Annotated in this window: 22 protein-coding genes and 1 pseudogene; 5 read left to right on the forward strand and 18 right to left on the reverse strand. The window is 37.0% G+C overall.

Annotated elements, in window-relative coordinates:
- Positions 1 to 270 precede the first annotated feature (270 nt).
- From BUC06_RS19075 to BUC06_RS19085, 3 genes are all read right to left on the reverse strand, one after another.
- The gene (locus tag BUC06_RS19075; RefSeq protein ID WP_073335592.1) at positions 271 to 1,140 is read right to left on the reverse strand and encodes a hypothetical protein; all 870 of its coding nucleotides are present in this window, start codon (positions 1,138 to 1,140) and stop codon (positions 271 to 273) included.
- A gap of 469 nt (positions 1,141 to 1,609) precedes the next feature.
- Positions 1,610 to 2,572: a hypothetical protein gene (locus tag BUC06_RS19080; protein ID WP_073335593.1), complete on the reverse strand. Its 963-nt coding sequence runs from the start codon at positions 2,570 to 2,572 to the stop codon at positions 1,610 to 1,612.
- Positions 2,573 to 3,033: 461 nt separating this feature from the next.
- Positions 3,034 to 3,972 carry a CPBP family intramembrane glutamic endopeptidase gene (locus BUC06_RS19085; RefSeq protein WP_083564129.1) on the reverse strand — a complete coding sequence of 313 codons (939 nt, stop codon included), beginning with the start codon at positions 3,970 to 3,972 and terminating at the stop codon, positions 3,034 to 3,036.
- A gap of 406 nt (positions 3,973 to 4,378) precedes the next feature.
- Between BUC06_RS19085 and BUC06_RS19090 the strand changes: the two genes are divergently transcribed.
- Together BUC06_RS19090 and BUC06_RS23640 are read left to right on the forward strand one after the other, a co-directional pair.
- On the forward strand, positions 4,379 to 5,212 hold the full coding sequence (locus BUC06_RS19090; protein WP_317041437.1) for a tyrosine-type recombinase/integrase: 834 nt from the start codon (positions 4,379 to 4,381) through the stop codon (positions 5,210 to 5,212).
- Positions 5,209 to 5,328 (forward strand): annotated as a pseudogene (locus tag BUC06_RS23640) (IS91 family transposase); the annotation flags it as partial. The gene BUC06_RS19090 and the pseudogene BUC06_RS23640, both read left to right, overlap by 4 nt.
- Before the next feature lie 13 nt (positions 5,329 to 5,341).
- Here the strand turns inward: BUC06_RS23640 and BUC06_RS24195 are convergent.
- The 15 genes from BUC06_RS24195 to BUC06_RS19165 form a co-directional block, all read right to left on the reverse strand.
- Complete coding sequence (locus BUC06_RS24195; RefSeq protein ID WP_228423843.1) at positions 5,342 to 6,250, reverse strand: HNH endonuclease; 909 nt, start codon at positions 6,248 to 6,250, stop codon at positions 5,342 to 5,344.
- A gap of 184 nt (positions 6,251 to 6,434) precedes the next feature.
- The gene (locus tag BUC06_RS19100; RefSeq protein WP_073335596.1) at positions 6,435 to 7,124 is read right to left on the reverse strand and encodes a restriction endonuclease; all 690 of its coding nucleotides are present in this window, start codon (positions 7,122 to 7,124) and stop codon (positions 6,435 to 6,437) included.
- A complete protein-coding gene (locus BUC06_RS19105) occupies positions 7,124 to 7,621 on the reverse strand; it encodes a hypothetical protein (protein WP_073335597.1) in 498 nt (165 codons plus the stop codon). Before BUC06_RS19105 ends, BUC06_RS19100 begins: the two co-directional genes overlap by 1 nt.
- A gap of 269 nt (positions 7,622 to 7,890) precedes the next feature.
- Positions 7,891 to 8,496 carry a recombinase family protein gene (locus tag BUC06_RS19110; RefSeq protein WP_073335598.1) on the reverse strand — a complete coding sequence of 202 codons (606 nt, stop codon included), beginning with the start codon at positions 8,494 to 8,496 and terminating at the stop codon, positions 7,891 to 7,893.
- Between the two features lie 190 nt (positions 8,497 to 8,686).
- A complete protein-coding gene (locus tag BUC06_RS19115) occupies positions 8,687 to 9,538 on the reverse strand; it encodes a toprim domain-containing protein (RefSeq protein WP_073335599.1) in 852 nt (283 codons plus the stop codon).
- Positions 9,539 to 9,946: 408 nt separating this feature from the next.
- A complete protein-coding gene (locus BUC06_RS19120) occupies positions 9,947 to 10,186 on the reverse strand; it encodes a hypothetical protein (protein ID WP_073335600.1) in 240 nt (79 codons plus the stop codon).
- Between the two features lie 77 nt (positions 10,187 to 10,263).
- Entirely contained in the window at positions 10,264 to 11,256 is a 993-nt protein-coding gene (locus tag BUC06_RS19125; protein ID WP_073335601.1) for an SLAC1 family transporter, read from the reverse strand.
- A gap of 13 nt (positions 11,257 to 11,269) precedes the next feature.
- Complete coding sequence (locus BUC06_RS19130; RefSeq protein WP_073335602.1) at positions 11,270 to 12,457, reverse strand: porin; 1,188 nt, start codon at positions 12,455 to 12,457, stop codon at positions 11,270 to 11,272.
- A 10-nt stretch (positions 12,458 to 12,467) separates the two neighbouring features.
- Positions 12,468 to 13,106, reverse strand: coding sequence for a malonate decarboxylase holo-ACP synthase (locus BUC06_RS19135; protein ID WP_073335603.1), 639 nt, complete (start codon positions 13,104 to 13,106; stop codon positions 12,468 to 12,470).
- On the reverse strand, positions 13,097 to 14,749 hold the full coding sequence (locus BUC06_RS19140) for a biotin-independent malonate decarboxylase subunit beta (RefSeq protein ID WP_073335604.1): 1,653 nt from the start codon (positions 14,747 to 14,749) through the stop codon (positions 13,097 to 13,099). Before BUC06_RS19140 ends, BUC06_RS19135 begins: the two co-directional genes overlap by 10 nt.
- 2 nt (positions 14,750 to 14,751) lie before the next feature.
- Positions 14,752 to 15,054, reverse strand: a complete 303-nt coding sequence (locus BUC06_RS19145) for a malonate decarboxylase subunit delta (protein ID WP_073335605.1) — start codon at positions 15,052 to 15,054, stop codon at positions 14,752 to 14,754.
- Position 15,055: 1 nt separating this feature from the next.
- On the reverse strand, positions 15,056 to 15,922 hold the full coding sequence (locus tag BUC06_RS19150) for a triphosphoribosyl-dephospho-CoA synthase (protein WP_073335606.1): 867 nt from the start codon (positions 15,920 to 15,922) through the stop codon (positions 15,056 to 15,058).
- 25 nt (positions 15,923 to 15,947) lie between these two features.
- Entirely contained in the window at positions 15,948 to 17,582 is a 1,635-nt protein-coding gene (mdcA, locus tag BUC06_RS19155) for a malonate decarboxylase subunit alpha (protein ID WP_073335607.1), read from the reverse strand.
- A 19-nt stretch (positions 17,583 to 17,601) separates the two neighbouring features.
- Positions 17,602 to 18,540 (reverse strand): ACP S-malonyltransferase, encoded by a 939-nt coding sequence (locus BUC06_RS19160; protein ID WP_073335608.1) that lies wholly within the window; start codon positions 18,538 to 18,540, stop codon positions 17,602 to 17,604.
- A 67-nt stretch (positions 18,541 to 18,607) separates the two neighbouring features.
- Positions 18,608 to 19,267, reverse strand: a complete 660-nt coding sequence (locus tag BUC06_RS19165; RefSeq protein WP_073335609.1) for a FadR/GntR family transcriptional regulator — start codon at positions 19,265 to 19,267, stop codon at positions 18,608 to 18,610.
- 568 nt (positions 19,268 to 19,835) lie between these two features.
- Here BUC06_RS19165 and BUC06_RS19175 point away from each other — a divergent pair.
- From BUC06_RS19175 to BUC06_RS19185, 3 genes are all read left to right on the forward strand, one after another.
- Complete coding sequence (locus BUC06_RS19175) at positions 19,836 to 21,377, forward strand: NAD(P)/FAD-dependent oxidoreductase (RefSeq protein WP_073335611.1); 1,542 nt, start codon at positions 19,836 to 19,838, stop codon at positions 21,375 to 21,377.
- Between the two features lie 1,151 nt (positions 21,378 to 22,528).
- The gene (locus BUC06_RS19180; RefSeq protein WP_073335612.1) at positions 22,529 to 23,884 is read left to right on the forward strand and encodes a sigma-54-dependent transcriptional regulator; all 1,356 of its coding nucleotides are present in this window, start codon (positions 22,529 to 22,531) and stop codon (positions 23,882 to 23,884) included.
- Entirely contained in the window at positions 23,885 to 25,027 is a 1,143-nt protein-coding gene (locus tag BUC06_RS19185) for an FIST signal transduction protein (protein ID WP_073335613.1), read from the forward strand.

Below are 25,027 nucleotides of genomic sequence, written 5' to 3' on the forward strand. Positions count from 1 at the left end.
ATTCCCAAAAAAAGGTATAGCAAAAAGAGCTGCTAAATAGATTTGTCTTCTCATAGTTATGTTTGTTTATCTTAAATTTAATAATTTTGATTTCTAGGAAGTCACAGTTTTGTATTTTCCAGCATCAATTTAATGCTATAAAACTAAGAAATTAATTCATTATTAATTGAAAAATAAAAATAATCGTTTTTTGAGATTATTTTGACATTATTAATCCAGCTTAAAATATCATTTTAGCCCTAAAATCTATATCTAAAATCTATTTATATATTATTGCAATGTTATAGAATTATCGATTTTACTAATGAAATTTTCAACCTCATGTATAACTTCTAATACAGAAGCATTAGAAATCTTAATCTCCTCACCGTATCTATTTTTTCCATTCCTATGCACCATATCATGACGATTTGAAACTATTTTAATGATTTGACCCATCTCTTCAAATTTAAAACCAAAAATTCTATTATAGATATCACTTACATTTACAACATTATGATACATTATTGAAAGTAATCTTTGTTCAACAATATTTTTCAATCCATCGAGTTTAAAATAAATACTAGATAAACTAAAGGACTGTTTCTGAAAAGAGGGGTCTGTTTCAATAAACTTTCTAAATGAATGATCTTTGCTTAAAACTTCTTGTATTAATATAGTTGATAAATAATCTTCCGTACATGTTATAGTGCCCGCATATATATGCCTGAGAAAAGTTTTATGTAATGATATTTTATCAATTTTAATTTGCAATAAATCCTTCAATTTTTGAATTTCATTTCTAAATAATTTCATTGCATCAGTATCATATAAAAATGTTTCAATTTGTGATTTTACGAAAAAATCTGAATTTTTAAAATCTAAAATATCTACTTCCCAATTTTCTGGTAGTTCTTCTATTTTAATAAATGAATCAAATTCTTCAACTATGATCAATATTGTGTATTTTTTATTACAATTTGAGCACTTTGTTTTAAATTCTTCATATCCATTATAAAATTCATTAACACCTGTATCTGCATCAGGTTCTGGTACAATACAATTGTCTAATTCTATACTCTGATGACATTCAACAGAGTCATATTTTATATAGATTTTGTCATCAATAAGGGGTTCATGATTAAAACTCTGTTTAAACATATAATTATTTTACTATCAAATGTACCGAATCATTATATTTGAAGCAAACCAGTCTTTAGTATAATAGTTCGGCTTATGTATCTTGGATCGTTTGTTGAAATTAATTTAGAACGGGCTTTGCGTTCAATCGGGAAATCGAAGCACAAAAGCTAATTTTATTACTGATGATCAATTGAAAAACTTCTGTTGAGTTTTGGACTTCAGCTGCCTGACACAAAACCCTGTTGAACTAAACCTTCGGTAGCTTTCTCAGCGCCATATTTAGTTACTTTGTAAAACTAATTAAAAATCAGCAAAATGGCAACAAAAAAAAGAGAACAACCTGTTCTCTTGAAATATTTTCTAAAAACTTTACGATAAATCCATAGTGTTGAAAAAGCTCCCAAAGCTTCCGTTCAACAGGAGTTTCATTGTTGGCTCTTCGAGCCCAACGAAACTCTGGTTATTATTGTATGCAGCCTTTTTAGTTTTATTTATTTTCTTTAATATTTGCCAAAAGATTTGGAACTGCAAAACTTAAAACAAGGCCAAAAATTGTAATTAGTAATCCTGAGATCCAAGAGTTTTGATTTTCCATTTCATTTTTTAAAGATTCTATTTCTGTTTTGTTGATTTCCCTTATAGATTCATCACTTTTTTCTAATTGAGAAATGTCGTTATTCATATTAAGTAACGAAAGTGTTTTTTCAGGATTGTCTGAAATTCCTTTTTCAATAACTTCTATTCTATTTGTTAAATCTGCTATATCCGAATTTACAGGGTTATTCTTGGACGAACTTACATTTTGATTTGTTTTTTTGTCAATTTGATTTATTAATTTTTTCAAATTTTTTATTTCAGTTTTAATCGAATCACAATTGCAAGATGATGAAAAAGTTGAGGAGTTGTTTGTTTTTTTATTCAAATTTAGTGAGTAAACCACAGTAATTATTCCAACGACAAGACTTAAAATGGAAAGCATTGAGCTTAACCACACTCTTTTTTTTCTTTCTTTTAATTCTCCAATTTTATATTTTTGGATTCTTTCTTTTTCAATTTTTTCTTCAGTTTTTTGCTGTGATACAAGGGTTTCATATCTTGGGAATTCATCATCTGGAATTAGTTTTAGGGCCCCGTCTGTCAATTCGAAAATTTGAAAATCTTTTCCAAATCCAAAACTTAAAACTAAATAAACAGGTATATCTTCTTGTAAATTTGATAGAAAATCATCTTGATAATAGTTTATTTCATTAATTAAATCACTTTTTTCCGAAGTTGAAGATTTAAATTCAAATAAACATAAAAAATTGTCATTTTCTGTATCAATAACTAATAAATCAGGTCTGAATTTTGAGTGAATTTTAGAGGATTTGAATTCAAACAATAGACTATTTTCAGGATAACCTTTTGATAATAAAAATTCTTTAAAAATATCTATAAATTGTTTTTCCATAAGCGATATAAGGTTGCAGATAACGGAAAAAGTAATGGCGAAGGGCGGGCTAAATTGGACGAAAAGTTCAATTTCGACCAACCGAAGCGAATGCTTTTTTCGTGGAACTAAACTACAAAAAAATTGTGGAACGAAAAAGCAGTTGCGACTAAATGCAACAAATAATTCTATTATTCCTTCAACCCCGCCTTTTGCAAATACTATGTTGAACTAAACCTTCGGTAGCTTTCTCAGCGCCATATTTAGTTAATTTGTAAAACTAATTAAAATTCAATACAATGGCAAAAAAAAAAGAGAACGTCCTGTTCTCTTGAAATATTTTCTAAAAACTTTACGATAAACCCATAGTGTTGAAAAAGCTCCCAAAGCGAGCCTGCCCTGAGCTAGCCGAAGGGTTCAACAGGAGTTTCATTGTTGGCTCTTCGAGCCCAACGAAACTCTGGTTATTAGCTGCAGCCGCGTTATTTTTCTGAATAAAATTTTTGAATATTTTTCTTGTCCAACAAATAAATCGAAACACTAATAATTGTTCCACCTAAAATTCCTGCTAAACCACTTATAGAACTGTATAACTCATTTTGATTTGCAACAAAAATCGCAAAAATTCCAGCAGATCCGTTTATCATTCCGTGAAGCATTGAAGGACCTAAAATTGAATTTGTTTTCAATCTTATATACGAAAAAATTGGACTTAACGAAATAGTAAATAAAGTCATCAGCAACAATCCAATTTTGTGATTTTCGGGATAATTCAAACCAATGAAAATTAATGGGAAGTGCCAAATTCCCCAAATTATCCCAATCAAAATGCTCGATTTCCAAAATCCCATTTTTTTTGTTTCGTGGAACAAAATTCCTCTCCAACCAAATTCTTCTCCAAATGTTGCAGGAACATTAAAAATTCCGCCAACTACAATTCCTTGCACTAATAATAAAATGAAAAATAAAATAGGAGGAATTTTGGAAATTGGAGTTTTTGAAAGGTCAATATTTTTGCCTTTTTTAGTTAGTGTTTCTTGGAGAAATTGAACGATATTTTCACTCGAAAAGTTTAGTTTTCCAAAATTCGGAATAACATTTTGGTTTCCTAAAATATAAATAATCAAGGTAGTCAACAATATGATTGAAACGAGAATTATTGGTAGAAGCAAATAATATTTAATGTTTTTTTTGGGAAAAGTCCAACCAAATAATTTTAGACTTTGTTTGTAAATTAATTTTTGAACGATTACGGCCGAAATTGCTGGCATTGACATATAAAAAACGGCTACAAAAATTGCAGTTTTGATTTGACTCAAATCCAAATTATTTATGCTCAATAAGAACGAAACAAACCAACTTAAACAATAAGTCAGCGTTGTGAATAAAGCAATTTTATACCAATTAATTTTTGTTTTCATTCAGTTATGCGTGTTTTTTGGAGCGGTTGCAGCTAACGGAAGAAGTATTGGCGAAGTGCGGGCTAAATGGAACCAAAAGTTCAATTTAGGCTGAACGTAGCCGATGTTTTTTTCTTACACTAAATTACTTTTTTTTTGTGGAATAAAAAAGCAGAGGCGGAGAAATATTGCAAAAAGTTCAATTAAAAACTTCACCCCGCATTTTGCCAATACAATGTTGAACTAAACCTTCGGTAGCTTTCTCAGCGCTATATTTAGTTACTTTGTAAAACTAATTAAAAATCAGTAAAATGGCAACAAAAAAAAGAGTTTAGAAGCGCTTAGAGAAAACAAAATCATCAATCAGGCAAAGCGCGAAGTTCCGGGATTTGCGGAGCTTTTGCATAGGTTTGAACGTACGGTTTCGGTGTTGGGAAGAAGCCAAAGTACTTTTCAAAATTACTCCAGACACGTCGCTGCGGTGTCGCTACATTTCGGAAAAATTCCTACAGAATTGGATCCCGAGCAAATTCACGATTACCTCTTTTACCTTCAAAAAAAATCTAAATCGCCTTCGCAATCGTACTTCAAACACACCGTTTACGGGCTTCGGTTTCTGCTAAAATCGGAAGGTTTAAGCTATGATTTTTTGAGTCTTCCGGAAATTAAAAAAGAGAAAAAACTGCCTGTAGTGCTTAGTAAACAGGAGGTTTGGCAGATGTTGTCCGGCTGTAAACTTTTAAAACATAAAATCTTGATCGGCATTCTTTACGGCTGCGGATTGCGATGTATGGAAGTTCGAAATCTCCGTTTATGCGACTTAGATTTTGACAGAAAACAGTTGAAAGTGGTTCAGGGAAAAGGAAAAAAAGACCGCTATTTACCACTTTCCGAGCATTTGATTCGTGGGCTCAAAAAGTATATCGAAGCGGAAAAACCAGAAAATTATCTCTTTGGAATGCCACGAGAAGGAAGAGCGGGAGGTGAATTCGATTCCCGCTACTCACAAAGAGGCGTTCAGTGGGCGGTAAAACAGGCATCAAGAGCAGCAAAAATCTTGAAAGAAGTTAGTGTTCATACGCTTCGTCACAGTTTTGCGACGCATCTTCTGGAAGATGGGATGGATATTTTGAGCATCAAAAATCTTCTCGGTCACGAAAGTATTGATACGACGCTGGTTTATCTTCAAATTGCCCAGCTTTCCACACAAAAACTCTTTTCACCGCTCGATACCCTTTTTTCAGAATTTGGGAAAAAATGAGCGGTTTAAAAACCTCAAAAAAACAGTCAGTTCAACCTCAATCTCAACCTCAATACGAAGTCGCCGATGTTTTAAACAAATTAGGTTCAAAATTGGAAGATTTAGGACTGTCAGCTGATGGTGTTGTTATTAATCAATATGTTTGTTACTTTTACTTAAGTTACATTCACTGCATAAAGTTTGTAAATTATTTAATTCGGTTAAACCTCCAAGTGAAAATGGAATTTTATGGTCAACGTGAAGTTTAGCTCCATCATTTGCGTTTTTTCCACAAGCTACACATTTAAAATTGTCTTTTTTAAATACTTTGTAACGCATTCCTAAAGGAATATTTCGTTTAGTTTTGTTTTCAATTACTTTCAGCGGTAAATTTTCTATTTCGTCATCTTTACCTGTAAAAATGTAATCTAATTTATTATAAGTTGGCAATATTTCAAGTTGATAACCTTTATTGCCTTGAAAATGACCTTTTAAAATTGAAACCACAATAAAATCATTCAAAAATTTTTCTAACGATGTGTTTACAAGTTGCTTTTTGGTTGGGTCAAATATTCCTAAAACGATATCGTTATTGTCAGTTACGTCAAATCCAAGTTTTTTAAGTTGTTCGCAAAACACGATTTGTTTTTGTCTTCTATGAGCTTGAGCTAATTTTTCACTTCCTTTATATTGTTCTGAAAATTTTATTTTTTGAGTTAGATAAATTACGTTATCACTTTCTTTTTCTGTTGTTAAGTTTACAGAGAAAGTCATTCCTTCTTTTCCATTGATTTTCGTGTAACAAAATAATCGATAAAAATCACTGGTGTTTTCGTAAAGTTGCAATGAAACTTGCAAATCTCCATCTAAAATAGGAAAAGTGTATTCGTGTTCGTTTTGTAGGCTTTCAAATCCATCTTGATTATATTGGATTTTATGTTTTACACCTTTTGTACCTTTTAGAATGAATTTTCCAATAGTAATTTCGTTCGGAAGTTTTGTTTTTCTTAAAATTTCGGCAAATATTTCAGCGTCTTTATGTCTGTCGTTTTTCGTCATTTTTCTTTTTTACGTTCTGTTCAAAACACTATCAGCTAACGTTTCGGGGCTTTGCGATGGTGGGGCAATCGAAGTACAAATCTTCAATTTTGCACAAATGTTGAACCGAAGAACTACCGTTGAACTTTGCAGTTTCGCCCCACTATTGCAAAACCCTTGTTAGCGGTTCGGGCTTTTGCGGTTACTACTTTTCATATTTCAATCCGGTTGGTTTTTCAGTCAATTTGAAAAACGGTACTTGTGATAATACTAAAATTATTCCCGAAGATGCTCGTCCGACATAGTTTTGATTAATGTAGTCACGAGATATTGAACCATCTGTCAAAAGCCTATTTACAGCTTGCTTAAATATTTCTATTTTAATTTTTCCATTATTTCCATTTGAAGTTTTTCGTTCTATTCCGCTCCAATCTGCTTTAATTATTTGATTTGTTTCTCCACTTTTTCTTGTCAATGTTTTGCCCTGAAGTGGAATGATGTAGTCTTCCCAAATTTGCTCAAATGTATTATTGTTATTGTTTTTTGTTGTAGTTATACTTTTATAAGTACTTTTCTGATTTTCATTTAAATACAGAATTTCGATTTTCAATTTTTCAGCAACAACCAATGCGTCTTGAAGAAAAATTCCGTCTGTTGCGATAACTGCTTTAGTGCAATCAAAAAAATCTTTAGCTCCGTGAAGTTCCATTACCATTTGTCGGTTAATTTTCCTTGTTGTATGTCCGTACATTTTCGATTGTATAGCAATTTTTTGCTTTCCTTTAATAGCGAAGCCATCAATTCCATAATCGTTGCTGTAAGCAGTAAGTTCTGTTTTATATCCTTGTTGGCGAAAATGTTCACAAACAAATTCTTCAAATTGTCTTGGGTTCATTAGTCAGCAAGATTTGCAAAAGGTCGTTTAGAAAATTCTGAAACAAACTTTTTGATTAATGTATTTTCAAATGTTCTTGGGTCGTCATTTAGTAGTGGCTTCCAACAAACAATTAAATCACTGCTATTTTTTAATTGCCAAATTAATCTTCCACCCCAATGTCCAATATTTTTCCCTTGACCAAAACCAAAATATTGTTTTAGTCGAGAGTTAAGAGTTGCTTTGCTTGTTTCGCTTCCTGCCTTTCCGATATAAACAACAAGAGAATTTTCAACCCAATTTGATTTTAGTTCGTCAATCAAAACATTTGGATTTTTGCCTTTGAAATGTCCACCTGTTCCAATTTGTAAATATTCTGCTTTTTTAAAGTTTGGATTTAAAACAAGATAAACGCCTTTGATTTTCGGAATAGATGAACTGTCAACGAAAAGTTCGCTCATTTTTTTGAAGCCTATAAATCCCGCTTTTTTAATTTCGTCAATGTTGTTGAAGTCCATAAATACTGTCTGTTCGTTTTTGTTTTAGTACGGTCGTTGTAGCCTGACCGCTAACTTGTATATACGCGCTATATTATAGCGCATATCGACCCAAATTCGACTGGATATGCGATAAACCACATGCTTTTATCTTTTTTCAGTTTATGTAACATAACCAAAGATAATTATTATAATCTGTTAACAATTGTGGGTTACCATAAATTAAAAAATAAATTGCAAATTCCACTTCTGGTGTTAACTGAAGGTAATTTTTTTTGAATAAGATGATTCTATTTCTTAATTCCCATATTCTTTATTTCTGCATCTGTATGATGATCAAGAATCTTGGCATATCGATAAAATGTAGCCCGAGTCAATCCGAATGGTTTATAAATATCTTCAGGACGCATTGTCGGATCTTTATAAATAGAGCGCAAAATTAGCAGTTTGGATATTGTTTCCGCAGTGTAACCTTTTGGCCTTCCTCCCGTTCTACCTCTTGCTCTTGCAGACTGTAATCCAGCATTGGTTCTTTCTCTTATTAATTCTCTTTCATATTCAGCTAATGAAGCCATGAGATTCAAAAATAGTCGTCCGTTAATCGTAGAAGTATCTACACCATCCACAAGACCTTTTATAATGATTCCTTTTTCATTTAAGCTTAAGACCATATCAATAATATGTTTTAAACTTCTTCCCAATCTGTCCAATCTCCAAACATAAAGTTCGTCACCTTCTCTGAACTGTTCTATCATCTTATCAAGTTCGGGACGATTTTTTGTTGCACCAGAAATTTTCTCTTGATAGATTTTCTCACAACCTGCTTTTTCTAAAGCTTCAATTTGTAAATCCAAATTTTGGTCTTTGGTTGAAACCCGTGCATATCCAATTTTCATAATTTGTTACATTAAACTCATCTCTTGTAAATTTATGAAACTTTGTTTAATGATACGAGATTTTGAGAAAGTTTATTAAAAAATTAGATTTTAAAATTCACATCTATAAAAATCTCAAAATACTACCTTTATATTCTATGAAGAAATTAAAAATTCTATTTGAGGCATGTTTGAACACCTACGTAATTTTTTATAATTTGATTTCTAAGTTACAGTACCATTCATTTGTATCTTTATAATCGGTGTATAATATGGAGCAATCTTCAACATTTTTATATTTTTTTTGTACCATTAGTTTGACTTTCTTACCATTATCGTCATTATCCAGAAAAAGAAAAATTTTATTGTAGTCAAATAATTCATTTTCAACTTTGAAAAACATTGCTGTCGAATTTAAAATGAGATAGTCCGCAGTTTCATCGTTTAAAATGTTGATTGCTCTGTAGGTCAGATAATCAAAAAAGCCTTCGAACAAAATGATTTCCTTATCAGAATTACGATGATCTTTGACCAATGTAATGTCTTTCTTTCCCAGACACAGTTTAGAATACTTACTTCGAATTTCGTAACCTCCTGAACTATTTTTAAAACCAATTCCAAAATATTTCTTATTGTTCATCATATAATGTATCTCCGCTACGAGATGCTGTTGTTCATACACCTTCCGTGATTGCAAATACTGAATTAATGCAGGATGCTTGATGTCAATAATTTTTATAATCTCATACTGTTTTTTCACTACACTACCAATCTTCTCTTCAGAATTTAAAAGAGAGAAATCAAACCGAGAAAGATATCTTAGTGCTGCGGATACTGAGCATCTGTTGATGATTTGAACAATAGAAATTACATCATAGCTTTTTCCTGTTCCGAAATCAAAAGCAGTATTTTTCATGAAATTAACTGCGAGGCTTGGAACTTTCTCCTCTCTATCAAGTGCAAAATAAAAAGCAGTTCTTTGATTTTCCTTGACTGGAAATAGGTTGAATGACTCTAACACTACTCTGATTCCTACTCTATTCTTAATGTCTTGACAATTCATTTTTTTTGTTTTTGAAGCAATTTCTAAAGGGTTATTTCCTTTTAATAAAAAAAATAACCTTTGTAATCTTTTAGTACACTTTTAATAATGACTGCAAACGACTGGTATTAGCTTATCAAACTTCTTTTTTGAGTGAGTGGAATTCCGAAAAGGAGATCAGTGCTATTCCGAAAAAGAGATCAGTACAATTCCGAAAAAGCACTTGCAATGCACGAGTACAAATCCGAAAACGTCCTTTAAAAATTGATAACTTATCCACAATTATGTAGGAAGACTTTCCTCAATGAGTGCAATTCCGAAAATCCCTTATAGAAAACATAAATCCGACCATCCTTTTAACGTCAGCGAGTGCAATTCCGAAAGACACATGAGCGTAATTCCGAAATGCAGATGAGTGCAAATCCGAATTCAGATAATGTTTGGATAGCCATTAGGTAATAATTTGCCCACTTTGGTATCTCTGTACAGTATGATGATATATTCCTGAATCTTTTGTAAAAAGGCTATTCCTTTAAAGTCCGTTGACCTGGTTTTTTGCAGCCTATTCATTTTTTTAAATTCTGAAAAAGCCTGTTCAATCACTACTCTTGTCTGGGGTATGTTTTTATAATGATAAACAAAAAGTGCCATTTCATTTTCCTTAAGCATATATCTTTTTCTAAAGTATCTCAATCTCCTTGTCAATTTTGATTGTTCGGAAACATCTACAGCTAAATCAAATGTCGTTACCGCTTTTGTCTGATAAAAAGATTGCGTAAGGAAAGGTAAGCGGTAATCGTGATTAGGAACACAAGCAATACCAGCATGGCTCCAGCAACATCCCTTACCATTGGATCTTTGCTAATGAAAGCATATTTCAGCGATGCATTTGCCAATGCGCCGGTAGAGAAGCAAGCCCCCCACCAGGATATCATGAACTTCAGTCCTTTTTTGAAAACATTGAAGAATAGGACCACATAGATGAAAAAGCCAAAATAAAAGAGTACGCTTCCAAAGGCATCTATCGAAGTAATCCGCGTCATATAGCAAATAAAACTGACTGTAAAAGGTGCGGACATCAGAAGCAGCGTCGGCACAAGAAAAGGGATTACAGGAGCACGGTGCACGAGGCGATAGCTGATTATAACAAAAAATGTAAAAACATAGGCAATCCCCAACGAAAACATGATTGTGTCGATCTCATCTCCAAACCATCCGAATCCCATTGAAATTCCCGTAGTTGCAGCATTTAGGACAGTAAGCCCGGGTATCAGGGTCGGCGGGACGGCATCCAGAACGTTTAGGTCCCCCCTAAATAAACGAGAGGTTAGCACATACATATATACCAGCCCTCCCAGAGCACCCGCAAGCCAGGTGATCTGTGCCAGGAGTAGACAATAAGGTACAGCCAGACCAGCAAGCAAAACCGCCGAAATAAAAAAGGTTCCTAAAAAATTAGCCTGTACCGGATGTTTTAGCTCTGCCCTGACCTTATCGGGATATCGAACGAATTTGATTCCATAGCATACGATAAGAAGCAGGAAAACACACCAACCCAGAACAGCGACTATCGTTCCAAGCTCTTTAGGCAAGCCAAATATTACAGCAGACTGTTTGAAAGCGATTCCCAGTCCCGCAAGTGCGACCGTGGATCCAAACAAGCCCACCGGAAAATACTGTAAAGCATTTTCTTTCTTCTGGATATTTTTATCTAGGACTATATCGTTATTCAAATCCATAAAAAAATAATTTTTAAAAACGTAATTGTAATTGTGTGATAAAGCGGGAGCTGTTGTACTGAACGGAGTTTTCAACGTTGTGTCCATAATGGTCAATCACCATTCCTACCTGCAGGCGGACAGCATACTTTTCCGCAAAGTCAATGCCCAGCATAGGTACATATTGCTGACGGACATTACTTCCGCTCAGCACATAACTTGGATCAAGATATTCATACTTGAAAGATGCTTCAACAGCTTTTACAAAACCGCCGTAAACTTTGTACTGCACACTAGGCAATAGATAAACTCCACGAACTTTATAATCCTTGATCCTCAGGTCAGCGTTACTCTGGTTAAAAAGCAGACTTTGGTTACTGCCATCTTTATATTCTGAGAGGATTGCCAGCAACAACCTCTCGTTGAGTTTTTTTTCATAGTTCAGATCCACTCCCCAGGCTTGTACGCTATTACCCTTGCTCTTTCCAAAACCTCCGTTCAGTCCAAGTTCAAGTCCCGGGATCACCTCGGCGGTAACACGGGCTGGAACCTGCTTTCCATTGTCACTGTCCGTAAAACCTTCTCTTCCATTACCGTTAAATACACCAATTGAGTAGGTTACCGGAATACTTGCCACTTTTGTCTTACCCAGTAGGCTTAATCCCAACTGATAGCTCATCCAGCCATTTTCCGCAAAAGCATTGTACTGGTTCGTGTAGTCGAAAGACTGCAAAAAATCAGTGGCAATATCATCTTCCCTTCCGAACTCAGGCCTGAATAATCCAGCCCGCAAGGCCAGTGACTTATTGAAATGATAAGTGGCGTAGGCATATTCTAGAACCTTGTTCTGTGGATTTTGAGCAAATTCCGCAAAGTTCGCCCTAAAATAAACATCCAGTTTATCGGTAATATTACCTGAAAGAACAAGCCTCACCTGAGGTAATGTAAAGGCATTTGTAGTGAACTCATCCGTTTTATCCGTGCTGTGCTCTTTCCCGTTTACGTCAATGTTATTTTCAAGACTCGAAGTATAGCGCATTCTGATCGTACCCGATAGCTCCAGCTTCTTCAATACTTTTAAAAGTGGCCGCTGTAATGTATCGCTCACAGCTGGCTGCTTTGCGTCGGCAATGATAGTTATAAAACTTAGCGCAAAAACAAGAACCATTGTACTCACTGAGGCCAAATATCCTCCGATAAACTTTTTTACCTGATATTTCATTTCCTAAAGATTATTTGAGATTGTTCCACAATGTTGTTCGATGTACAAGGAATGGTCCGGCATCCGACTTCAACAGTACATTGCGTGATGTCGCGTACTCCTTCATCGAAATACCTCCTCTAGGAGTTTCAAGTTGTATATCCAGCCTACAGGCGGATGTCTTTTCAAGCAGCGTCAATAAATCGCGTGCTGCCTCCACACTCATTTCTTCGCCGGCGTAGACAACTAGATCCAGATCGCTTGTATCTTTAATCGACTTTATGCCCGTAGCAAGTTCAAATCCCGTACTGCCGGTCGGCCCCCATCTCAGTCCAGTATCCTGAAAGATCGACGTAGCATTGATCAACGAGGTGATTACTTTTGGAATGAATTCCGTTCGGCGGGTTTTCCAATTCAGAGTACTGACAAGCGATTCCGGAGTGATAATTTCTTTGATTGCCTCGTCTCTTATCCAACCGCCACAACGTTGCCCACGCTCAACACCTCGCAGTCCGATCGGAATCAGATTTTTATCACTGCGCAAGTCTCTTCTTATAACTCCATAGATAGCCTCCTTATGGCCGAGAATTTCCCACTCTGGAAAAGATCTGGCCATAAGAAAGTCGTCCATAGTTTTAAAAGACACAATATCATGTGGTCTTAGTTCCACTGCTCACTTATTTTAGATCTGACAAGGATTGAGCTTTTTCTTCCACTTTCCACAGCAGGCTGTGTAGTCAGCCTACGACCAAGTGTAAAATCATTGGCTTCTATCGCTTTGATCAATTCTTCAGACACTTTTTGGAAATCCTCCGCAGTTGGCTGATCAGCGTCAGCCACGTCTACAAGCACATCCAACGCGCCCAAACTGTAATAATTGTGGATATCGTAAGCCATTGCGGGAACTTTTTTGGTTGCTTCCTCCAGCTCCGCGATTGTACGTTTGGTAATACGGGCTGCCGATTGTTTAGACATCGCCTGTACGTTGATGGAGTCGTCATTTAAGGCGATCAATCTGCTCGATTGTAACCCGTGCGCCAGGAACGCCCCTGAAATTGCATTTCCGACAATTACACCTGTAACCGAGTGTCCTCGAAGTCTCGCTGTCGCATATCCGTCCACGCTTGCGGCACATGCGTAATGGATACCGAAAAGCTCCTCATTAAATCCGTAAGCCTGGCTCGGAACATCTATAATCGCCACAATATTTCTTTTTTCCTGTTTATCCGCGTCTTCCTGGATGGCCTCACGTACATATTTTGCCAGTACCCATCCTTCCTGTAATCCTACCTCGCCGTGTAAAGCTCTCGGAAAACTATTTTTGGCGTTTGGAACCACACTGATAAACCGGGTCTGTTTACCGTTAAACTCGCGATCAGCGACCAGAACCGTAGGATATTCACTTATCGATTCAGCATTATGAGTAAAGGCTGAAAACCATGTTCTTCCCCTGCTGATTGTCTTCGCGTCTTCAAATTCGGGCAGCTCGTAATCCTCATTGTTTAGCAGTTCTAAAATCTTATCTTTGGTAGCTTTACCGTTCATGTCCAGACGGTTTGCGACAGAAAGGAAACGATCTACCTGATGTGTGCGCGGAGCAGTATGTTCTCTATGTACGGCAGTATCGATCGCGGTGATGAAGGACATGATATCATCATCTACAAGTTGGTCAACAAGACCGATCTCATAACGGGCTTTTCCACCAATAGTGTTCCAGATCAATGCTCTGTCCCTGGAGTTAAATTCTGAAATTCCCGCCTCCTGTTCAATCACTTCAGGACCATTCAGTCCAAAACGTGCCGTTTCGGTCATAATCAAATCGGAACATAACGCCGCTGTGATGGACATTCCCCCGAAGCTTCCTACATTACCGGGAATAAGACCGATGACAGGTACGTAATCGCGAAGGCCAACTATTGCTGACTGGATTTCTGAAATCATCAACAGTCCATAATTCGCTTCCTGAAGTCGTACGCCACCGGTATCGAAGATAATGATCGGAATGATCTTCTTTCCTGCCTTGTTGTCTTCTAACGCTTTTTCAAGCGATCCCGCAATTTTGGTTCCACATACCTCGCCGATTCCTCCACCTTGGAACAAACCTTCAATTGAAAGTACAACCGCAGGAGTTCCTTTAAAGGTTCCCTTTGCGATGATAACCCCATCGTCACTTTCGGGTACGATTCCCTGTGGGGCCAAATGTGGCGATTCCACCTGGTCAAATGGTCCTAAAATCTCTCTGAAACTTCCATTATCCAAAAGAGCTATGGCACGCTCACGTCCCTTTAACTCTATAAAACTATTTTTTAACATGATTAATTGATTTTTTGGTTAGCTAATTCTAAAACCTGAGAAAGACGAAGACTTACCACCCCCGGTGTAGCTCCGAAGTCATTCAGAATGATCTTCGCGCTGATATCGTTCAACGCTACAAAGCGATCAAAAACTCTCTTCCAGATCTCCTGAAATCCATCAGAAGCAGTTCTCACAACAAATTCCGTTTCATTGGATGCTGTCGGTTCCAGTAAAATTTCTAAATCTCCAGAGCCTACCACTCCTGTGTGGGCTCTCCCTGCGACAGATTTCGTCGCAGGATATTTGAATGAAAATGATTCCATATTATTTTTTTAAACTATCCGTAATTTTTTCTAAATAAATAACCGCTGCCAATAAGTCAGCGCTTCCACCGGGGGAAACCCAGTTTTCTGTAATAAATCTGTCAAGCTCCTGAAATCTTGCCCTATTTTGGACTTTTCCCATTCCACCATTCTCAACAATCTTATTTGACGTCGCCTTTATTTTATCCAGAACTTCCATATCACTTCGGTTAAGGATACAGGTATCATCGGTGATGGCCATCAGCGAAAGTAGAACGTTCAGTCTTTGAATCTGCTGAGGCTCATGACTAAAATTAGCCAGGGCCGGTAAGGCAACGTTTTGAAGTGAGGGAAACTTCATCGCTGCTTCTTCTCTCGCGCTTCTAACTGAATACCTTTTACGCACCAGCGAACCATTTGTGATACTTTTTGGAACATACCAATCCTGAAACACGGCAATCTGACCGGCGACATTCAGGATAGATTCCGTTGTGATTTCTTCGGGGTATTTCACAGAAAGTAGCATCGCTGCCGCTCCGGTGATCAGTCCTAAAGTCCATATAGCGCCCTTGTGCGTATTTACATTTCCGGTTGCGGCCAGCATTTTCCTTTCACCATCCCTGCCGATCATGGCCAGGATTTCCCTCACCTGCTGTGAAGGTCTTTGAGTGCGGACAGCCTGAGCCATCTCTTTAAATGTGCTACGGAGGGTATTGGCCGACAATTCCATTAAAGAAAGATTCAGATCAAAATGACATCCGTTATTATCATAGTCCACGAGTCCAGGTTTTGGAGTAAGCCTTACTTCCTCAAGTAACGCCTGAACGGCGAAATCAGCCAGCACATCTGCATCTATAGAATGATCGATAGGTTTTTTTTCAGTTACCATGACATCTCTTATTAAATTAGATTGTTTACCAGTTTTTAAATTTTGCCGGTGGATTGTAAAGGCCGTCTGACCATTCTACCAGATCTCTCACATTTTTTGCAGCAAGCAATGATCTGTTCGCCTGATTTCTGTGGATACCTAGATCTTCAGGGTATGCCACAATTCCTCGCTCTCTTAGTGAACTTATAACTGCCGCGTCAGCCTTAGATCCTACGGATGTTACACCAGCAACAGCGCTTAATGCCTGCTTACGCTCTTCTTCTCCCTCCGCTTTATAGATATAGGCAACTCCTTCTTCAGTTACAACGTGTGTAACGTCATCGCCATAAATCATCACTGGCGCTGTAGCAAGATGTGCCTGTTTCGCAACTTCAATGGCATCAAGTGATTCGACAAACACAGGTGTATTCCCATTTTGGAATGTTTCGACGGTTTGAACTACCAGTTTTCTACCTTTACTCAACGGATCATCTGATGTGATAAGATCCAACCAAGCTTCCGATGAGTGTCTTCTTCCTTTAGGATCATGTCCCATGTTTGGAGCGCCCCCGAAACCTGCAAGCCTTCCGGAAACAACTGTTGAAGAATTAGCTCTCATATCCATCTGCAATGTTGATCCTACGAACATATCTATCGCGTACTGGCCAGCAACCTGTGCGAAGGCACGGTTTGATCTTAGGCTTCCATCTTTACCCGTAAAAAATACATCTGGTCTTGCTGCGCAATATGCCTCCATACCAACTTCTCCCCCAAAACAGTGCACCGTATCTACCCAGCCACTTTCAATGGCGGGAATCAATGTCGGATGTGGATTTAAAACCCAATTTTTTGCGATCTTACCTTTTAGCCCGAGACTTTCCGCATAGGTGGGCAACAATAGTTCAATAGCAGCTGTATTAAAGCCTATACCGTGGTTTAGTGATTTTACCTGATGTTTCTCGTAGACGCCACGGATAGTCATCATCCCGATGAGAATATGCAGCTCACTGATCAATTTTGGATCACGCGTAAAGAGCGCTTCTAATTGATAAGGTTGATCTGCCTCAACAACAAAATCGACCCACGAAGCCGGAATATCGATGCGGGGCAGTTCATCCACGATCTCATTTACCTGGACGATGACAATACCGTCTTTAAATGCTGTGGCCTCCACAATGGCGGGAGTTTCCTCGGTATTTGGTCCAGTATACAGGTTACCAAATCTATCTGCCTTATCCGCAGCCACCAAGGCGACATTCGGAATTAGATCAATAAATAAACGGCCATAAAGCTCCAGATAGGTATGGATCTCCCCTATTTCCAGAGTACCATCCTCTATCATCTGCGAAACACGCAGACTCTGTGGACCTGAAAATGAAAAATCAATCTTTTTTGCAATACCTTTTTCGAAGATATCCAAATGCTCCGGACGGGAAACGCTCGACATGATCATGTGGAGGTTGTTCACCTTGGAAGCATTTACCTGTAACAGTGATTCAGAAAGAAAAGATGCCTGTTTCTGATTGTCACCTTCCAGAATAACACGATCACCCGGCTGGATCAGTGCTTCCATTGCTTCAATGATATTTTCTTTATTAAGTATGGCATTCTGAGTAAGATGTGCGATACTTTTAATCCTGCGGGCTTTTTCATCCCGTCTTGTTGTCCATATTCTTGACATACTGACTTTAATTTAAGTATTAATAATTATTTGAGTTATAGTGGTCATAGAGCCACTTTATTGTATTTAAGTCCTGTTCATCGAAACCGATCACATTCACCTCGGGAAACGTCGAAGAGGCAATTTTCGCGAGCACCCCCGATGGCGCCATTTCTATAAATAGCCTTACTCCGGATTCATAGAGCAATGTGGTGCCTTCATACCACCTGACCTTTTCGGAAATACTCTTGTACAGATCCTTTCTGAGCAGCTCGGCACTCTTTACTATCCGTCCTGTATGGTTCGAAACACAGGGATATATCGGTTCCTTAACTTTAATTTCCATAAGCGCTTCCTCCAGTGCCACCGAAACATCGTTTAAAAGTGGGCAATGAGAGGGCACAGAAACTGAAAGTACCTGTACTTTCCTGGCACCGCTACGCTGAAGTGAAGGGATCAATTTATCGATACTGGACAGCTGTCCGGCAACGACCTGCTGATCATACGCGTTGCTGTTAGCCAGATACAGGGCGTCATTTTCCAGGTTGTGCGCTCCGAGCAGACAGGACAACCTAGATTCAGAAAAACCGACAACCGCGGCCATACCATAACCTTCGGGATACGCCTGTTCCATCATCGTGGCACGCAATAGAACCAAATTCAAAGCATCTGTAAAGGAAATGGCTTCACTGATAACTGCTGCGGCAAACGCTCCTATAGAATGCCCCGCTAAATAATCGGGAGTTATCTTTTGGGAAAGTAGTTGCCTTGCGGATATCACGCCGGAAATAAGCAGGCATAGTTGAACATACACTGTCGAATTTAGCTTTTCCGCCGTATCCAATGATTCCACGGATACCTTCAGCTGGTTTTCAACTTCGGCAAATACCTTATTGACTATGGGATCTTCTCGATCCATTGAACTTAGCATTCTAATGGACTGGGATCCCTGACCCGGAAATAAAAATGTTGTTTTCATATTCTCGTCATATCATCAGATGAGTTAAAGCTTAAAAAAACACCAGTTTAATGGTGCTATTTTTTTATTATAATCTGCGCATTTCTACGATACCTGCGATAGCATCCTCAGGTGATCTGCGGATGATTGCATCAAGTAGACTTTCGTGAACTTTAGTCAGCCTATGCATTGAAACATCCTGTGAGTAACTTTCTTCTATTGAACTTTTTAGCTGCTGTTCGGCAAAGGTTTTATATAAACTTGTCAAAATAACATTTTTGGATGCTTCGGCTATTTGAACGTGAAATGCGATATCTTCCTCCAGCCATTTTAAAAGATCTTTGTCATCCGCAGCCTTATTTCTCTTTTTAAGGGTCTTCTTTAGCGCTTCAATATCTTCCTCTGTACGGTTAAGTGCCGCTTTTTCCACAATTTTCATTTCAAGTAGCTCCCTTACTTCTATCACGTCCGCTGTTCTGGCTCGTTGCAATTGCTTTGATAAAGGATCCTTCGCCGCGGTTTTAGAAGCTAAAAAAATCCCAACCCCCTGCTGAACGCTGATAATACCCTTGTTTTCAAGCATTTTAACTGCTTCACGTACACTTGAACGTCCAACGCCATATTCCTCCATTAACATAGGCTCGCTCGGTAGCTTGTCACCTACACGATAAGATCCAGAAACAATATCCTGCTCTAAACGTCCCGCGACTTCTTCAGCCAAACTCTTTCTTATGATTTTATTTTTCATTCATCCTATCATCTGATGAGACAAAGGTAAGCACAAAATTTTGTCCAACAATTTTTTTCTTCTTTTTTTTTTGCTGACTTATATCATAATGAAATTGAAATGACATTTACTTAAGAATAACTTAAACCCTGTGAACTATAACAGACTGAAAAATTTTTGGATATATAAATAAGTACAGGTGTTTTTAACTAAAAAATACGCTTATACCACACTTCCAATTTCACAATTAAACTTCACGTGATTGGTATTCCTCAAATAATTTGGCGGTATCTCTCTACCTAAACTCCACTTTTAAGTATTCATAAAAACTTTCAATCTGATATTTCTTATTATCATAGTCTGCATGCTTTTCTGAATAGATTTCTTTAAGAATATTGGCGTTCAATTCAATAAAGTATTTCTCAGCTTTAAGGCCTTATATTCAATAAGTGTTTGCTTTCCAAATAAATGAATTATTTTAAGGCGTTTATTAAGCATATGCAACAGTATATAAAAGCATATAAATAGTATCAATTTTTCTTGATAGTTGTTTATCTTTGTACCGTTCGGGATAAAAACCCGACTTGATATGCAAAAAAACATCGAAATCACATTGCTTCCTCACGAGGTAGAGCAAACTGAGCTAATCAACCAAAAACTGGCTGAAGCCTTAAAACTATCCGAATCTAGGATAAAAGGCTTTGAAATCCTGAAAAGATCTATAGATGCCCGTTCTCGAAAAGTCATTTTTCGCCTTCAGGTAAAGGTTTTTGTGGATGAAGAAGCAGTTCCGGAAGTTTACACTGTCAATTACCCTAATGTAGGTACGGCAAAACCCGTAATCATTATCGGTGCAGGCCCAGCAGGTTTATTTGCTGCTTTACAGTGTATTGAAAATGGATTAAAACCCATTATTATCGAACGCGGTAAAGATGTAAAGCAACGTCGTAGAGATTTAGCTGCCATAAATAAACAGGGTTTGGTAAATACCGAATCTAATTATTGTTACGGTGAAGGTGGGGCAGGTACTTATTCAGATGGCAAATTATACACCCGGTCCAATAAGCGTGGCGACATTAATAAAGTACTTCAGGTTTTTGTAAACCATGGTGCACAGCCGGATATTACGATCGATGCCCGTCCGCATATCGGTACCAACAAACTTCCACATATTATTACTTCCATAAAAAACACGATCTTAAATGCTGGTGGTGAAGTGATGTTCAATAGCCAGATGACCGATATTTTAATCGAATTTGGTAAAGTAAAAGGAATAGAAGTTAATTTTCAGGACAAGTTATTTGCCGATGATATTATCCTGGCAACAGGCCATTCGGCAAGAGATGTTTACGAATTGTTAAATAAAAAAAATATTCTGATCGAGGCAAAACCTTTTGCTTTAGGGGTAAGGATAGAGCATCCTCAGGAAACTATTGATAAGGCACAATACCATTGCGATATCCGATCAGAATTTTTACCACCGGCCAATTATAGTTTGGTAGAGCAGGTTGGTACCCGTGGCGTATTTTCTTTTTGCATGTGCCCGGGAGGTATTATTGCGCCATGTGCGACAGGTGAAAATGAAATTGTGGTTAACGGTTGGTCGCCATCTAAGCGGAACAACCCTTATGCCAATTCCGGAACAGTGGTTCAGGTTACCTTAGAGGATGTTCAGGGTTACGATCCGCTAAGAATGTTACATTTTCAATCAGAAATCGAAAAGAGAGCCTTCGAGGCTGGTGGTGGCAATTTGGTTGCGCCTGCACAAAGAATGGTCGATTTTGTGAACAATAGATTATCGATCGATCTGCCACGAAATTCTTATCTCCCAGGTACCAAAAGTTCAATGCTTGATAACATTTTGCCTGATTTTGTATCAGATAGTTTGCGTGCAGCATTGCCCTTGTTTGGGAAAAAAATTAGAGGTTATTATACTAATGAAGCCATTTTGGTTGGTGTTGAAAGTAGAACATCATCGCCGGTTAAGATCCCAAGGGATAAAGAAACCTATCAGCATCCTCAGGTAAAAGGTTTATATCCCTGTGCAGAAGGTGCCGGTTACGCAGGCGGAATTTTATCTGCCGCAATAGATGGAATTAACTGTGCGAATGCAATATTAAGCGCATCATAACAAACTTTCTATTATACCAATTGTTGTATCCGGGAAATACATATTTTTACCGATAGAGGGCTGTGTAACAGTCAATTTAATATACTTAAAAAGAATTTTATAAAAATATTTCAGCCAGAATTTGACGCCTGAAATTTCAGCATTGGTGCAGTCACAGGTACTGAAGCAATCTTTTTAGCAAACTATTGGAGAATAAATGGATATATGAACAACAATTCCAGTCAAATTATTACCTTAATTTACATGTTCGGAACAGTATGGTTCATAATAAAGAAAGTTAGTTTCATATTAATACTTCTAATTCTGATGAATACGCAGATATTCTACATTAATAAAAAGATTTAGAAAAGTTTTAGAAAAATAAATTTCAGATAAATTATCAGTATATGCTCCACAAATCAGTTATCTACAATTGAAATCCTTTGTCAATATTTCACTACATAATTTGATTCTTCTTTGGTTGTGGATACTAGACCATTCAAGCCATCTAATTATTGGAAAATGATAATTTAACTTTTTATGAATGTTCAAAATTAAATTGATAAAAATGAGCTTTGTAGTTCTTGCTTAATTTGGCTCAAACGAACCAAATCATTGATAAAAGTGTTTGAAGATACGCTCGTCTTGGTCACAAGACCGACATTTGAAGATTTCACTCTTCGATGTCTTTTTTTTATTTCCTAATCCATTGTTATACTGACAGATACATTGATCCACAATATTCATTTTAGATTGAAATTTTTTGCCCTTGATCCGGTGATGATCAATCCCAGTAAAAATGCTTTTTGAAAACAACGCCTTCCATTTGAAAAAATGGTATTCTTTAGTTCTGGCTTCTTTTATATCCTTTTTTTCCATTTATAAATCTCCTGATGAATACCTTTTTGCGAAAGCTTTCACTATGCAGATTGATCTCTAAGCTCCGATTTTCCAATATTTGGTCACATAAGTATGATCAAAACCAATCGGTAATAAATATAATATTCAAAAAAATAATAATGACAGGATATTCGGCTTTGATAAATCCCATAATATTTACAATTTATTGAATACAAATAAATAAAATACACCAATAATCTAAAACAAATAAATAATAATTCATAAGTTGATGAAAAATCCTTATTTTAGTAATAAATAAAAACTAAAACCAAATGGGGACTTTCAAAATTTTCATAGTTGACGATGACCCTTTTTTCGGAGAAATGCTGAAATACCATCTCCAGTTAAATCCTGACTATGAAATCCACCTTTACACGACTGCTAAGGAATGCCTTTCAGGCCTTTTTCTTAATCCTGATATCATTTGTATTGATTTTGGACTCCCGGATATTCAAGGGGATGAGCTTTTTAAACAGATCAAAAACCTATATCCTGATCTTCCCATCATAATTATCAGCGGTCAGGAAAATATAGAGGTGGCCATCAATTTTCTGAAACAGGGAGCAAAAGATTATATCGTAAAAAATGAGCACACCAAAGAGCTCCTGTGGAGTTCCATTATCAGGCTGAAAGAAAATATATCGCTGAAACAGGAGGTAGAATACCTGAAAGATGAACTTGAAAAAAAATACACTTTTGAGAACACCATCATTGGACAAAGCGAATCTATAAAAGGTATATTCTCAAAAATAAACAAAGCACTAAAATCCAGTATTAATGTTTCCATTACTGGAGAAACAGGTACAGGAAAAGAAGTGGTGGCGAAAGCCATTCATTATAATTCACCCAGAAAGAACAAGCCTTTTGTAGCGGTGAACATGGCTGCTATTCCTAAAGAACTTGTAGAAAGTGAATTTTTCGGTCATGAAAAAGGGGCATTTACGGGAGCTGCGGAAAGAGCTTCCGGAAAGTTTGAGCAGGCTAATGGAGGAACCATTTTTTTGGATGAGATCGCAGAGCTTGATCTCAACATCCAAAGTAAACTGCTCCGCGCTCTACAGGAAAGAGAAATTACAAGAGTAGGCGGAAACCAGAAAATAAAGCTGGATGTAAGAGTGATTACAGCAACCCATAAAAATCTCGCACAGGAAGTAAAAAAGGGTACTTTCCGGGAGGATCTGTATTACAGAATTATAGGCCTCCCTATTGAACTCCCTCCCTTACGGGAAAGAGAACAGGATACTTTAATCCTTGCCAGGCACTTTATAGACCTATTTTCAAAGGAAAATAAAATCAAACCTTTGGGATTATCTGCCGATGCTAAAAAAAAGCTTCTCGCCTATAGTTTCCCCGGAAATGTAAGAGAACTGAAATCTATCATTGATCTGGCCTGTGTAATGTCTGATAATCCTGAGATAACGGCAGATGACATTAGTTTTTATACCCTTGAAAAAGATTCAGAGTCTTTTCTCGACGGGCAAAAAACATTAAAACAATATACTACAGATATCATCCTACACTTCCTGAAAAAAAACAATAATGATGTGATTAAAACATCAAAGGCTTTGGATATAGGCAAATCAACCATTTATAATCTTATTAACAATGTTGAAATAAAAAAATACTAGATGAAAGTTGCCAAATTACTTTTTATAAACGGAGAATGCAGACATGAAAGGAATGATGAAAATCTTGACTATCAAAAAGCTCAACTGGTAATAGGATACGGAGCCAGACACCTTATCGAAAACAATGATTTTTATTTTCAGCTAAAGGAAAAGTTTCCCAATGCAGAGATTGCCTTATCATCATCGTCCGGAGAAATTTTCTGTAATGAAGTATATGATAATACAGTAACCGTTACCATTATCAGTTTTTCAACATCTCACATTAAAACTTCACAGATTAATATAGAAGACTTTCCGAACAGCTACGAAGCTGGGAAAACCCTTATGGAAAAACTTCCTAAAGAAAACCTCAAATGGGTATTTGTTTTATCAGATGGCAGTCGCGTCAACGGCATTCAGTTGGTTCAGGGATTAAACGGAGGACGTCCTGATCATGTATTAATTTCAGGCGGATTGGCAGGTGATGGGGACAAATTTGAAAAAACAGCAGTTGGCTTAAATCAGGTCCCTGCATCTAATCAGATTGTAGCAATTGGGTTTTATGGAAAAAATCTGGAATTATCTCATGCATCATACGGCGGCTGGGAAAGCTTCGGATTGGAAAGAACTGTTACCCGTTCCCACAATAATATTCTATATGAAATCGATCATAAAAACGCCCTTGATCTTTATAAGAAATATCTCGGAAAGTACGCAGAAGAGCTACCCGGTTCTGCGCTTCTTTTTCCTCTTTCCCTTAAATCTGATGACGAATCCTCCCCTGTTGTACGTACCATTCTTTCTATTAATGAGAAAGATAATATGATGGTCTTTGCAGGTGACCTTCCCGAAGGAAGTAAAGTAAGATTTATGAAGGCCAATATGGACCGGTTGATTGATGCCGCGAATGATGCAGCCAGTGAATGCCTTGAAATAAGTCATAATAAACCTAAAATGGGAATTATTGTAAGCTGTGTAGGAAGAAAATTAGTTTTAGGAGACCGGACTGCTGAAGAAGTGGAAATGGTGAGGGATGTTTTGGGACCTGACACCATCATTACAGGTTTTTATTCATATGGTGAGATATCCCCGTTGAAACCCTTTGCTGATTGCGTCTTACACAACCAGACCATTACCATTACCACCGTTAACGAAACTGAATAA

It is taken from the genome of Chryseobacterium carnipullorum (assembly GCF_900142785.1).
GTDB lineage: Bacteria > Bacteroidota > Bacteroidia > Flavobacteriales > Weeksellaceae > Chryseobacterium > Chryseobacterium carnipullorum.

Excerpts from the sequence above, each read along its gene's own strand:
- BUC06_RS19075 (WP_073335592.1), bottom strand. The coding sequence starts at position 1,140 with ATGTTTAAACAGAGTTTTAATCATGAACCCCTTATTGATGACAAAATC.
- BUC06_RS19080 (WP_073335593.1), bottom strand. The coding sequence starts at position 2,572 with ATGGAAAAACAATTTATAGATATTTTTAAAGAATTTTTATTATCAAAA.
- BUC06_RS19085 (WP_083564129.1), bottom strand. The coding sequence starts at position 3,972 with ATGAAAACAAAAATTAATTGGTATAAAATTGCTTTATTCACAACGCTG.
- BUC06_RS24195 (WP_228423843.1), bottom strand. The coding sequence starts at position 6,250 with ATGACGAAAAACGACAGACATAAAGACGCTGAAATATTTGCCGAAATT.
- BUC06_RS19100 (WP_073335596.1), bottom strand. The coding sequence starts at position 7,124 with ATGAACCCAAGACAATTTGAAGAATTTGTTTGTGAACATTTTCGCCAA.
- BUC06_RS19105 (WP_073335597.1), bottom strand. The coding sequence starts at position 7,621 with ATGGACTTCAACAACATTGACGAAATTAAAAAAGCGGGATTTATAGGC.
- BUC06_RS19110 (WP_073335598.1), bottom strand. The coding sequence starts at position 8,496 with ATGAAAATTGGATATGCACGGGTTTCAACCAAAGACCAAAATTTGGAT.
- BUC06_RS19115 (WP_073335599.1), bottom strand. The coding sequence starts at position 9,538 with ATGAATTGTCAAGACATTAAGAATAGAGTAGGAATCAGAGTAGTGTTA.
- BUC06_RS19120 (WP_073335600.1), bottom strand. The coding sequence starts at position 10,186 with ATGCTTAAGGAAAATGAAATGGCACTTTTTGTTTATCATTATAAAAAC.
- BUC06_RS19125 (WP_073335601.1), bottom strand. The coding sequence starts at position 11,256 with ATGGATTTGAATAACGATATAGTCCTAGATAAAAATATCCAGAAGAAA.
- BUC06_RS19130 (WP_073335602.1), bottom strand. The coding sequence starts at position 12,457 with ATGAAATATCAGGTAAAAAAGTTTATCGGAGGATATTTGGCCTCAGTG.
- BUC06_RS19140 (WP_073335604.1), bottom strand. The coding sequence starts at position 14,749 with ATGTTAAAAAATAGTTTTATAGAGTTAAAGGGACGTGAGCGTGCCATA.
- BUC06_RS19145 (WP_073335605.1), bottom strand. The coding sequence starts at position 15,054 with ATGGAATCATTTTCATTCAAATATCCTGCGACGAAATCTGTCGCAGGG.
- BUC06_RS19150 (WP_073335606.1), bottom strand. The coding sequence starts at position 15,922 with ATGGTAACTGAAAAAAAACCTATCGATCATTCTATAGATGCAGATGTG.
- mdcA (WP_073335607.1), bottom strand. The coding sequence starts at position 17,582 with ATGTCAAGAATATGGACAACAAGACGGGATGAAAAAGCCCGCAGGATT.
- BUC06_RS19160 (WP_073335608.1), bottom strand. The coding sequence starts at position 18,540 with ATGAAAACAACATTTTTATTTCCGGGTCAGGGATCCCAGTCCATTAGA.
- BUC06_RS19165 (WP_073335609.1), bottom strand. The coding sequence starts at position 19,267 with ATGAAAAATAAAATCATAAGAAAGAGTTTGGCTGAAGAAGTCGCGGGA.
- BUC06_RS19175 (WP_073335611.1), top strand. The coding sequence starts at position 19,836 with ATGCAAAAAAACATCGAAATCACATTGCTTCCTCACGAGGTAGAGCAA.
- BUC06_RS19180 (WP_073335612.1), top strand. The coding sequence starts at position 22,529 with ATGGGGACTTTCAAAATTTTCATAGTTGACGATGACCCTTTTTTCGGA.
- BUC06_RS19185 (WP_073335613.1), top strand. The coding sequence starts at position 23,885 with ATGAAAGTTGCCAAATTACTTTTTATAAACGGAGAATGCAGACATGAA.